Here is a 10,305-nt window from a genome sequence, read left to right as displayed (position 1 = left end):
AATATTCATTAGTTGTTGGACCTAATAAAGATTATCTATGGGTGCTATCACGTACTCCAACTATGCCACCAGAGTTATTAAATGAATACCTTAGTTTTGCAAGTAACCATGGTTTTGATAGGCAAAGAATATTGATATTCCAATAGTATTTATTCCTTGTGATTAGCTTTACAGTGTTGGTTACTGAAGCTATTAATGTTAAATGAGTCGGTTATTTGTGTTTCACATCAATTGAATAGATAGGGGATTTAACAGAATCAATAATATGCATTAGACTGAGAAATTTACAAACAGAAATTTTGTTTAGCGGGTTCGTATATGGCTGTTAGTAAGAAGAATTTAATTCATCAGTCTGAGTTTGCTTGTTAGGACAGTTATTCACAATTCGCAGACTATGTTCGCAAGACTAGCCGTTACATCTTAAGTAAAGAGCAGAATGTATTCCTTGATACTGTTCTAGCTACAATCAAGGGACGAGATCGTGAGTTGAAAGAGGGGGAGCATTTTTTACAGGGCTCAGCTTGGTATAGATCTTTGTGATAGGACCGATAATGATGGCAACTGGATCGAAGAGGATATGTTAGGTTTTAGAGCTTCTCGTATGAAGCCTTTGGTTGATAGAGCCAAAGAAGGGCGTGCAAATCCCTCAGGCATTCCAGTGCTATATGTAGGTACAACAGTAAGGACTGCGATTTCTGAAGTGCGGCCTTGGGTCGGTGCTAATGTTTCTTTAGCAACATGCAAACTTTTATCTCCATTGAGGGTACTCGATCTTTCGCTTGGTCATGGTAAGTCCTCACTTTCTGGGGCTATTTTTAGTTATATACTCGGTGTAAAAGAGCTTACAGCACAACAGAAAGAGAAAGCTGTTTGGACTGATATTGATAACGCATTTTCAACGCCAGTTACGCGGTCGGATGATAAGGCTAATTACGCACCGACTCAAATACTGGCTGAGCTTTTTCGCAGTGCTGGGTATGATGCAATAGCATATAAAAGCCATTTCGGAGATGAGGGCTATAACATCGCAATATCTGATTTAGATTCGGTCGATGTAGTTAGTTGTGCTCCCTATCAGGTAAAAACGATAAATATTATTGCCGAACAGGTAAATAATGCATGGTATAAGACTTCTAGCTAATGAATCATGTTTTTATGTTTGCAAGGCTTAACATGAAAACTATTATATATTTCAGCAAAGGATAATTAATTTAGTGTGATGGTAAAAAAGCCTAATTCTTTTAAGAAAACTGAATAATAAATAGTTATTGATATTTACTTTGAATTCAACTCCCTGTGAGGGAGCTGAATTGATATTTATTGAGTAGTTGCAAGCTATTGGTAATTCCATTAATGATTGAGGTGAAATAGTTTGTAAGCCCCCGTCTGAGTTCATCAATTCTCTTATCAATATTCAGATGAAAATCATCTATTTCACGCTGCCGCCATGCGTTGACTAATAACCTAAGTTGCTGCTGGAAAAAGACAATGTATTCCTTGACCGTTTCCGTGGTTCCTGAATATAGGGCTTGCCAGTGATTATATTGGCTATTGAAGATTAAGGCTAATGGTCGGGATGGTTTTACGAAACTATCATGTATTGGTTCGATAGTAGAGGTAGTGGGAGAGCTTTAATGTCGTCATGCAGTACATCCTACAGCACAATTTCAACATGAAATGGTTTGAAACCCGTTATAAATCAATTAATTAGGCTGGAAGAGTCTGAATCAGGCTTGTATGGCATTGATTTTAAATCAATAAAATCCAATTCAACTTTTAATTTGGGCCTATTGTTGGGCCTAAAGTTTATTTTACTGTTTTTTTTGATGGCAGGCTCAAAATCTAGCTTGCCATCTTAACATAAAGTAAGAGATTAACGAGAATTTTGTAGATTCAGTGTTTATAGAACTACTCTATTTCTCTTTACAGTATTAGCTATAAATTTCCTTGACTAAAGGCAATAACCCTAATGCTGTTAATTGAATATCTATCTCATTGGCTTTTCTGATATCGTCTTTATCTGAACCATCAAACACATGGTCGGTACTGATGATCAAAGTACCGTTATTTTTTTCATTTTCAATATCAATAAGTTCAGCCGCCATAGGTAATTGTTGTTGGGTTATTTTTTTATTGAGATAAAGCATCCAGCCAACGGGGAGTCTGTCAGGGAAAACATTTTTTTTATTATACCTATATCCATTAGTATCAATCCGCATACAAACGATTTTATAGGCACTAAAATAATAATTTATGGCCTCTATTACAGCATTTTTTTTGATGTAGTTAATATCATCAATAGTAAACTCAAGATTATAGATTAATCCAGAACTGGTATACTTTATATTCAATGCCTTGTTTTCATTAGCCCATATTGATTCCATACAATCAAAGTAAGGAATATCCTTTAATAAATTGGTTGGTGTGTTTTGATTAAAGGCTTTCTTTTTTAATGCATCTTCAATAGTATCGCCTGTTAAATACCATGAGTCCTCTTTTTCATTAGTAATTGATTCACATGTTAAAATCATATGACTAAAAATATCAATTAATAGGAGAATTGACATTTCTTCATGTAGCTCGATATCTAAACTAATTGATAAATCCATCTCTTCCCTTTTTACGCTTAGCTGTAAATTTCAGTATAAAGTGGAAGTAGCCCTAACGCAGTTAGCTGTATTTCGATTTCATTAGCTTTTTTAATATCATCTTTATTTGAGCCGTCAAATACATGCTCAGTACTGATAATCAAAGTACCTTTATTTTTGTTATTATCAATATCGATAAGTTCAGCCGCCATAGGTAATTGTTCTTGCATGATTTTTTTATTTAGGTAAAGCATCCAACCAACGGGGAGTCTATCCGGAAAAACGTTATTTTCATTTAAGCGATATTCGTTTGTGTGAACTAACATTTTAGGGAAGTTATAATCATTTATTATTAAATTTAATATTGAATTTTTAATCTTATATTGCAATTCAGGTTGAACTTCTAGTATTAAATTTAATATAACTTTATAATTATCAAAACTCCCGGAAAGATAGTTCCTTATTTGTATACTATTTTTATCTCCATCCCAGATCGCTGAGCCATAAATAGGAGATGATTTTGTGAGCTTATCAATAAATTTATTTTCGATATCCTTGTTTATATTATTATTTTCAATGAATTTCTTCTCAAGTGCTTCTTTCTTTGAACTTCCAGTAAGGTACCAGCTAGACTGACCTGCAATCTCATTTATAAACCTTGAAAAAAACAAATAGTCATTTACCACATCAGGAATTGAAAAACTTTCCTTATTTAAGTAGATTTCTATATCTAATGAGATCTTCATAATTAGTCCTTAAGGTGTGTGAAATGCTTTGTAAATATCACTTTTAAATAACTAGCTAGCGCTTTTGGCGTGCATAAAATGCCAGTAGCAATAAAGAATACTTTTATATTCACAAACCTTATTGTTGTAATTCGGGTCTCCCCACTCACATCATTACTACCTGAGGTAGTGAGATGGGGAAACCGATTATTCAAGGTTGCCAATTAAATTTATTTAACTATATATTTCCCGTATCAACGGCAGTAACCCTAATGCTGTTAGTTGAATCTCTATCTCATTGGCTTTTTTGATGTCGTCTTTATCTGAACCATCAAACACATGGTCGGTACTGATAATCAACGTACCGCTATTTTTTTTATTTTCAATGTCAATAAGTTCAGCAGCCATAGGTACTTGCTGTTGGGTTATTTTTTTATTGAGATAAAGCATCCAGCCAACGGGGAGTCTGTCAGGGAATACGTTATTTTGATTATATGAATAGTTATTTGTATCTATTCTAATATCTATTAAATCAAATTTAATCGCACTTTCAGATATAAAATTGGTCAACATATCAAAATTAAAATTAACAACCCTTCTTAAGTCAAACTCAAGTTTATAAACAGAGCTAATTCCATTGTTAATTATAACCAATGCGTTATCATCCCCAGCCCAAATAGCTTCCATATTATTGAAATTATATTCATTCTTAAAAAAATCAGTTGGTATCCCATTTTCAAATGCCTTGTAATTCATCGCCTCTTCTTGTGAATCCCCACAAAAATACCAAACTTCAGGATCGGCATATGCTATTTTCTTTGAGAATTGAAGCATAAATTGAAATATTTCAATAATAGTACTATTCGTTACATTGTCATTTAATTTAATATCTACTTCAATATTTAAATTCATCATTTAGCCCTATATTAAATTGTATGATGTGTTCTAATTTGCGATAGCTGCTGGAATATTTTAGTACAAAATCTATACATTTTTTGCTGGGAAAAATGCCAGTCAGAATACGATTTCCCATTAAATGGAACTCTACATAACCAATTTTGTTCTGAAGCTTGCTTAAATGGCTTTCCTCCACCTTTAAAAAAGGGCTTCACATTTCCATCTTTATCAAATGCAAAGTCGAAGTTATCTTTCGTTTCAATAAAATTACACTCTTCGGGCACCCAGCCATCAAACTCAACACAAGGAAATTTAGTTCTAGTAGGAACAGGGACTGTACATTGCCATTCGTCAATATACTTTAATTGTCCACTAGGAGTATCAACCGTCCTTATTGGGCTTTTACATATTTTTGATTGATATTCAAAAGCTGCCATTGTCTTTGTTTTTGTTATTTCTCTTTCATGAGGAATAACATAAGGAATAGCAGGGCAATCCTTACACCCCTTACTCGACTCAATTGCGGCTACCCCTGCTGATGAACCTGCCACAGCGCCTGCGGCTGCTCCTTGGCTGCCTCTTTGCTTATTATCAGGATCGTCACCACCAAGTTCACCGCCAATCGCAATACTTTCATATTCACGAATTCTATCTCCATAACTCGTATCTCCCCAATCATCATTTCCACTACCTGACGAAGAGGGAAAACCGATTTTTGAGGCTTCTTGTGTCACTGCGGCTAGGCCGCCCAGAGTCATTAAACCTGCGCCTGCAACTATTAATGGAATTGGCATGCTAAGTTCTCCATTCAATTAATTTCATGGCTATCCGTAAAAAATCTTGATACTGTTGCTCTGGCACGCGATTTTTTTCCTCAAGCATATTTCTAATTTCTGGCTTTAAATGAAAGTTGGGGCAGCAAGCCTCGTAAAATAAAAATGACCGAATTAATGGTTCTTGAGTGAAACCGAGGGAGAGAACATATTGAAATGCGGATTCTAAACGTTTATTCAATGTTTCGAGGTCTTGTAATTTATCCAAATGATGTTGATAAAAATCAGTACTCACTTGAGTCACATAATCACTCTGTTCAATATTTTGGATTTTTTTTAATTGTTCTTCGCTAAACTGCATTTAAACCGCCTCCTTGTAATGCATAAAATCGTCCTTCAAAACGGTAATACCACGCAATGAGTGGGATAGTTATTTCATGGTATTGTTCGGATGTGAGAACTTGAGGCATATTGTGCGTCACACGAGGATCATAAAACCGAAATAAGGCTGTTTTGCCATTGGGTAAACTGACATTAAGTCGTTCAGAGAAGTAAATAGCTAATTTATTAATCGATGAATCACTGACTATCCATGACAGCGCTGGCGATTCGTTTTCCAATTGCATTAAATCTGCAAGTAAATCATATCGTTTTGTCACGTCAATCAGCCAAGGGCCAGCCCATGCTATTTCAGTATCTGATCCCTGTCTAAATAAAGGACTTGCTGACCCAAATTTATCTTGAAGTTCTTCGTCAAAGTAACGTTCATATTGCAGGCCACAGATTAAACAATAATGCTTTGCATCAGGATAGTGTTCAAAATAGTTAAAAATAGGATGCTGATTATGCATTTATCATTATCCTTCTCGAACGACAAGCATTTGCCCAGACTCACCTGCTTTCATTAAGCAACTAATGCAAATTTTATTCGTTATAGCAGGGAAGATAGTTGAAGCTGTTTCTGGAGAGGCAGCCCCACTTTCATCGCTATAGCAATCCTGAATTGAGTTAATAAATCGTGCATGACAAGGGCAAGAGCTAAAGCTTTCAAGTGTTCCTGCGTGTTTTCTATCTTCAAGCCACACACTATTTACACCTCCGAGAATTCTGTATGCTCCTGAATGTTTGCCACAACTGACCATATCGCCTTCACGAGCACCAGCAACACCATACCACTGCATGGTATTGTCTCCCGTTAATATTTGTCCTCCGCAGGTTGTTCTATCACCAACCCGTAAAAAATATCCTATTGCCATAATTGTCCCTACGATAAAATTTATATCAGCATTATTTTATACTTAAGTAATATTTACAATATAAAAATAAAATCTAACAAAATTAATTGGTTTTTATTTCGTTATTATCATAAATAATTAGTGGGGTAATGGTATATATATGGTAAAAAAATGGCAGATCTTTCAATCTGCCACATGTTTCTTTGATAGATAGCTAAAAATGATTATTTTCCCCCAGCTACCGACATCTTCGCCAGCTCTGGATTATTGGCCTGAAAGATCGATAGCGGCAATTCAACCTTACGTCCATTCTGATCCTCCACCGCTTTAACCAATTCAAACTCAGCGACATCCTCACAGGGTATTTCCAGTCCTGCAAAGGCGGCACGAGTTGCGCTAGAATCGCCAAAAGGTTCCACTTCCAGTACCGTATCCCCTAATACTTTTCCTTGCCCATCTTTCATTCGTAGCGTTAGTTCAAGTGCGCCAAATTCAGCGTGGTCTAAAACCATATGGCTACCGCCATTATCAAGTGTAAATGAATAACCACAGTAGCCTTGGTTAATAAAGTTTGAACTTGTATGTGTGATGCTCGCATAACGCTGTTGCTCTTCAGCTGAGCTAAATGCACTGACTGCTAATAAACTCATCGCAAATAGGCTTTTTATCTTATTCATTACGTTACCTTTAGTTATCTTTTCTCGTCCTCGCTACCGTCACTTACGGTAGCGAGAATGTTATTTATTGCTGGTTGGTTTGCAATCCGCCTTTAGTGCGGTCTTTTTCTTTCCAACGTGGGCGTTTTTTACCTGATAATTCTTTTTGCTGGTTCCAATAACCTATCGGATAGCGTTTGACGATAGTACCGTTGACACCAATGTCAACTGACGAATATTGCCCGTTATTAATGTACCCTTTTTGGACATAAGCGTTAGGGCTACAAGTGCCTGTATCGCGTTGTTGCCAGTTTCCGTCAGTTCTTGCCACAATATAAAAATCACCAAATGCGCAACCTGACGCGGATTTATGATTTAGTACAGCAACATAATGCTTGGTTGAACCCACAATCCTACAGCTACTGTTTTGGCTCCCACATACTTGCCATAAGGTTTTACCGCCATCGCCTTTATATTCCCAAATGGTATTTTCAGGGGGCTGGCTGGTTGCAGAGGCGGGTGATGTCATCAACCACAGTGAGGCTAATGCAGCCACAACTACATATTTTTTCATTATAAATTCCTATCAATATAAATAGAAACGTCAGATTGACGCTTGATGAACACCGTCTAATGGGTGCTTGGTTTTCCCTGATATGGCGTATTCGATGGTTATCTGGTGAATGGTGAATAAGGCATTCACAACAAAAATTGCTGATCATGGTTAATGTGATGACTGACGGTTTAGTTGCACTGAAACCCAGTGACGAATTCGTCGATGAAGATAAAAGGCAATACCAGTGGCGATAAGCAAATCAACCAGCAATATCGTGGTGGCGATACCTTCAGTAAAACCGTATAGCCAACCGGATGACATGATAATCAGTAGGCTAGAGAGGGCTAATCCGATAATGATGGTAGATATAATGGTAACTAATTTGGGGCTGAAATGGATTTTATAATCAATCCCCTTAAAGGCGCTCAAAACCCACAAGCCTAATTGCGCCAAGAGTTGTGGGGTAACCAAAGCCAAGAGATATAAAACGAAGTACATCAATGTGATCCCATACGGATTCATGATGAGAGCGATAAGTTGGAAGTGTGTTAACAATACGCCAGTGATCCAAAGGCATAACAAAATACTGATAACAATAGCGATGCGTTCTAAGCCCCGTTGTAAGTGTGAAATGGTGTTCATATTTTTAAGCTTCCTTATGTGATGATGAATTCACAGTGTGAGGGTGACTTTGAATGGGCATGATCCATTCGTGACCGCAATCGCGACATATCCAGCCCGAGCCCCATGCAATGATGTCTTGCTCAGAAGAACAGTGCGGGCAATGGGTTGGATGCGATGCTAGTGGGGCTAATAACGTCATGGTCGGCTCCTTTCTTTGTGTGATGGAAGAGAGGTAAGTACTTGTGATATCAATCGAAAATGCGGTAAGGCAGCGATAAAACTGTTTTGTTGTGACAGTTGCATCACTGTATGTTTCGGTGTGAAGGGGGTATTGAGTGGTTGAACTTGCTGGATATCCTCCAACAACAAGACATGCACTTGCTGGTGATATTCAGCCAGTAAATACCACTGGCCTTCACGGTAAATCAGTTGATAGGGTTGTAGTGGACTAAAACGACGTTCAGACGTGAGTAAGCTAATAGATTGCTTACTGGTAATGGCATACACCAATTGATAGAAATGGTCGGCATGCAAAGCCGAAATCTTATGGGCGTGATGCCAAATCAAACAAGGTGCATGGGGCTGCTGGGTTAACAGTAACCCGAGTAAGCGGCTGTCTAGCCCCGGAAACAATCGGAGCAGGGAGGTGTTCTGTAAATACACCTTGGCTTGATAATATAGGGTTAATTAATGGAATGAAAGTACCATTTTTTATGGGTTTCTTTTTTAGTTGTATTGCTAGTGATAAATTAATAATTGAGATAGCTGATGTTAGATAACCAAGAGGTAATGTATTTAAAGATATTTTTTGAATGTGCTGATAAGCATCCTCATATTTTTCATGACGTAATAAACAGAGGGCCATAAAAAAATTAGAGTATGGAGCTAAAAAGGGGGTGTCTTTATTCTGATTAAGGAATATGGTTATTTTAGTAAATTCATCTTCTGAATAATATGTTGTTTTCTCGTGATCAAAAACAATATCTTTTATTTTTTTAATTATAAAAAGATGAGTTTTAAGTGAAATGATTTTTTTTGATCTAACATAAGAGTTATATATAATTGCTGTTGTACATTCATGTAACAATTGCTCACTATATTCGAAGGTGTACAAGTACATTTTCAGTAACGGTAATACACTAGATAAGTACATGTCATTGTTAATTATTTTATAATATTCCATGGAAACTGAATTTGTCCAATTTGTTTTTCTATGAAATATTAATAAATAATTCAAAGATGTATATGTCGTTTCTAATTTATCAAAAAGGTCATCACACTGTATTCCATTATCTTTTGAATCTGATATGCAAATTTTAATTAATTGCCTAATTGTCGATGTTTTTTGATTTTTTTCTGCTGTTATCTTTCTAATATATGAGCGAATATGATTTAGTTCAGCTTTATCATTGAATTGAAGTGTTTCTATATATTCCCTAAGATAATCTTTAACAGCTTGAAAGATATTTGAAGAATTATCGTTATTATTGATATAGTGCTTACTTCGAAAAAAATTACGTATAGGTCTATAAAAATGAATTATATCTTTTCTGCTTGAATAATTTAACGTCATATGCATATCTAAAGCAATAATTGCTGGTATAGCTAATTGGGCATATCGACGAACAACTTCACTCGGAGTCATATCTGTCAGAGCTTCGGTGCTAATGAGCTTGTTATATAATTGTTCATACCGAAAAAAAATATCCTTCCTCTTTTCGATAGTTAATGCTCGGCCTAGATCAATAGTATTTATGATTGATTCATAACCATCAGTAAAAAAATATTGATGGGATAAAAAATTTGTATGTTCACGAATATCTCTTCTATTTATTCCTTTTGGAAAAAGTTCAAGAATTTCATAAACTTTTAACATTAGATTTGAAAATATATGTGGCTGCATTTCGTTTCCTATCGCTCTCCATTTTTGTAGACAACATTGTGTCATAACTTATGGCAAAGTCGAAGTATGTAAACAAAGCTGATAAGAGAGAACGAAATGCTGAATCCAAAAGAAAATGTAAATCAATCAAACTCACCTATACGTATCCTGCGAATGACAGAGTTAACGGTAATGCTTGGCATATCCAGATCAAGTATTTATGAAAAGCTCAATCCTCGGTCGAAATACTACGACCAAGACTTCCCTAAGCCTATCAAGCTTGGTGCGGCATCTGTGGGATGGCAGTACACATCTATTGAAAAATGGTTAGTTTCACGAATTGCTTAGTTAAATTAATAAAGGGTTATG

Annotated in this window: 16 protein-coding genes; 3 read left to right on the top strand and 13 right to left on the bottom strand. The window is 36.0% G+C overall.

Annotated elements, in window-relative coordinates; all coding sequences use genetic code 11:
* Window positions 1-146 (top strand): lipocalin family protein (locus tag PR767_RS10830; protein ID WP_196719012.1); only part of this gene is annotated, 146 nt, incomplete at its 5' end.
* Between the two features lie 431 nt (window positions 147-577).
* On the top strand, window positions 578-1,141 hold the full coding sequence (locus PR767_RS10825) for an RES family NAD+ phosphorylase (RefSeq protein WP_272520314.1): 564 nt from the start codon (window positions 578-580) through the stop codon (window positions 1,139-1,141).
* A gap of 790 nt (window positions 1,142-1,931) precedes the next feature.
* Here PR767_RS10825 and PR767_RS10820 read toward each other — a convergent pair.
* The 13 genes from PR767_RS10820 to PR767_RS10760 all read right to left on the bottom strand — a co-directional run bounded on the left by PR767_RS10820 (window position 1,932) and on the right by PR767_RS10760 (window position 9,957).
* Window positions 1,932-2,609: an Imm52 family immunity protein gene (locus PR767_RS10820; RefSeq protein ID WP_272520313.1), complete on the bottom strand. Its 678-nt coding sequence runs from the start codon at window positions 2,607-2,609 to the stop codon at window positions 1,932-1,934.
* A 17-nt stretch (window positions 2,610-2,626) separates the two neighbouring features.
* A complete protein-coding gene (locus PR767_RS10815; protein WP_196719355.1) occupies window positions 2,627-3,334 on the bottom strand; it encodes an Imm52 family immunity protein in 708 nt (235 codons plus the stop codon).
* Between the two features lie 213 nt (window positions 3,335-3,547).
* Entirely contained in the window at window positions 3,548-4,225 is a 678-nt protein-coding gene (locus tag PR767_RS10810) for an Imm52 family immunity protein (protein ID WP_272520312.1), read from the bottom strand.
* Between the two features lie 14 nt (window positions 4,226-4,239).
* Complete coding sequence (locus PR767_RS10805) at window positions 4,240-5,004, bottom strand: Tox-REase-5 domain-containing protein (protein WP_196719357.1); 765 nt, start codon at window positions 5,002-5,004, stop codon at window positions 4,240-4,242.
* Window position 5,005: 1 nt separating this feature from the next.
* Window positions 5,006-5,344 (bottom strand): hypothetical protein, encoded by a 339-nt coding sequence (locus PR767_RS10800; protein ID WP_196719358.1) that lies wholly within the window; start codon window positions 5,342-5,344, stop codon window positions 5,006-5,008.
* Window positions 5,334-5,834 carry a DUF4123 domain-containing protein gene (locus tag PR767_RS10795; RefSeq protein ID WP_211888281.1) on the bottom strand — a complete coding sequence of 167 codons (501 nt, stop codon included), beginning with the start codon at window positions 5,832-5,834 and terminating at the stop codon, window positions 5,334-5,336. The genes PR767_RS10800 and PR767_RS10795 overlap by 11 nt, the downstream gene beginning before the upstream one ends.
* A gap of 6 nt (window positions 5,835-5,840) precedes the next feature.
* A complete protein-coding gene (locus PR767_RS10790; RefSeq protein ID WP_196719360.1) occupies window positions 5,841-6,239 on the bottom strand; it encodes a PAAR domain-containing protein in 399 nt (132 codons plus the stop codon).
* A gap of 203 nt (window positions 6,240-6,442) precedes the next feature.
* Window positions 6,443-6,895 carry an IrmA family protein gene (locus tag PR767_RS10785; protein WP_272520311.1) on the bottom strand — a complete coding sequence of 151 codons (453 nt, stop codon included), beginning with the start codon at window positions 6,893-6,895 and terminating at the stop codon, window positions 6,443-6,445.
* Between the two features lie 64 nt (window positions 6,896-6,959).
* A complete protein-coding gene (locus tag PR767_RS10780; protein ID WP_247047605.1) occupies window positions 6,960-7,448 on the bottom strand; it encodes a hypothetical protein in 489 nt (162 codons plus the stop codon).
* A 150-nt stretch (window positions 7,449-7,598) separates the two neighbouring features.
* Window positions 7,599-8,072 (bottom strand): hypothetical protein, encoded by a 474-nt coding sequence (locus PR767_RS10775; RefSeq protein ID WP_196719363.1) that lies wholly within the window; start codon window positions 8,070-8,072, stop codon window positions 7,599-7,601.
* A gap of 4 nt (window positions 8,073-8,076) precedes the next feature.
* Window positions 8,077-8,253, bottom strand: coding sequence for a hypothetical protein (locus PR767_RS10770; RefSeq protein ID WP_211888282.1), 177 nt, complete (start codon window positions 8,251-8,253; stop codon window positions 8,077-8,079).
* Window positions 8,250-8,588 (bottom strand): WYL domain-containing protein, encoded by a 339-nt coding sequence (locus PR767_RS10765; protein ID WP_272520310.1) that lies wholly within the window; start codon window positions 8,586-8,588, stop codon window positions 8,250-8,252. Before PR767_RS10765 ends, PR767_RS10770 begins: the two co-directional genes overlap by 4 nt.
* Before the next feature lie 10 nt (window positions 8,589-8,598).
* Complete coding sequence (locus PR767_RS10760; protein WP_272520309.1) at window positions 8,599-9,957, bottom strand: hypothetical protein; 1,359 nt, start codon at window positions 9,955-9,957, stop codon at window positions 8,599-8,601.
* 96 nt (window positions 9,958-10,053) lie between these two features.
* Between PR767_RS10760 and PR767_RS10755 the strand changes: the two genes are divergently transcribed.
* Window positions 10,054-10,284, top strand: a complete 231-nt coding sequence (locus PR767_RS10755; RefSeq protein ID WP_238563060.1) for a helix-turn-helix transcriptional regulator — start codon at window positions 10,054-10,056, stop codon at window positions 10,282-10,284.
* The last annotated feature ends 21 nt before the right edge of the window (window positions 10,285-10,305 follow it).

The sequence above is a fragment of the Providencia sp. PROV223 genome (assembly GCF_028479245.1).
Taxonomy (GTDB): Bacteria; Pseudomonadota; Gammaproteobacteria; order Enterobacterales; family Enterobacteriaceae; genus Providencia; species Providencia rettgeri.
Note: the sequence above shows the minus strand (reverse complement) of the source record. Positions and strands in the feature narration are given on the sequence as shown.

Bases quoted from the DNA above. Each gene is read 5' to 3' on its own strand.
- PR767_RS10755 (WP_238563060.1), top strand. From the start codon at position 10,054: ATGCTGAATCCAAAAGAAAATGTAAATCAATCAAACTCACCTATACGT.
- PR767_RS10790 (WP_196719360.1), bottom strand. From the start codon at position 6,239: ATGGCAATAGGATATTTTTTACGGGTTGGTGATAGAACAACCTGCGGA.
- PR767_RS10775 (WP_196719363.1), bottom strand. From the start codon at position 8,072: ATGAACACCATTTCACACTTACAACGGGGCTTAGAACGCATCGCTATT.
- PR767_RS10795 (WP_211888281.1), bottom strand. From the start codon at position 5,834: ATGCATAATCAGCATCCTATTTTTAACTATTTTGAACACTATCCTGAT.
- PR767_RS10770 (WP_211888282.1), bottom strand. From the start codon at position 8,253: ATGACGTTATTAGCCCCACTAGCATCGCATCCAACCCATTGCCCGCAC.
- PR767_RS10820 (WP_272520313.1), bottom strand. From the start codon at position 2,609: ATGGATTTATCAATTAGTTTAGATATCGAGCTACATGAAGAAATGTCA.
- PR767_RS10800 (WP_196719358.1), bottom strand. From the start codon at position 5,344: ATGCAGTTTAGCGAAGAACAATTAAAAAAAATCCAAAATATTGAACAG.
- PR767_RS10825 (WP_272520314.1), top strand. From the start codon at position 578: ATGTTAGGTTTTAGAGCTTCTCGTATGAAGCCTTTGGTTGATAGAGCC.
- PR767_RS10815 (WP_196719355.1), bottom strand. From the start codon at position 3,334: ATGAAGATCTCATTAGATATAGAAATCTACTTAAATAAGGAAAGTTTT.
- PR767_RS10810 (WP_272520312.1), bottom strand. From the start codon at position 4,225: ATGAATTTAAATATTGAAGTAGATATTAAATTAAATGACAATGTAACG.
- PR767_RS10805 (WP_196719357.1), bottom strand. From the start codon at position 5,004: ATGCCAATTCCATTAATAGTTGCAGGCGCAGGTTTAATGACTCTGGGC.
- PR767_RS10780 (WP_247047605.1), bottom strand. From the start codon at position 7,448: ATGAAAAAATATGTAGTTGTGGCTGCATTAGCCTCACTGTGGTTGATG.
- PR767_RS10760 (WP_272520309.1), bottom strand. From the start codon at position 9,957: ATGCAGCCACATATATTTTCAAATCTAATGTTAAAAGTTTATGAAATT.
- PR767_RS10785 (WP_272520311.1), bottom strand. From the start codon at position 6,895: ATGAATAAGATAAAAAGCCTATTTGCGATGAGTTTATTAGCAGTCAGT.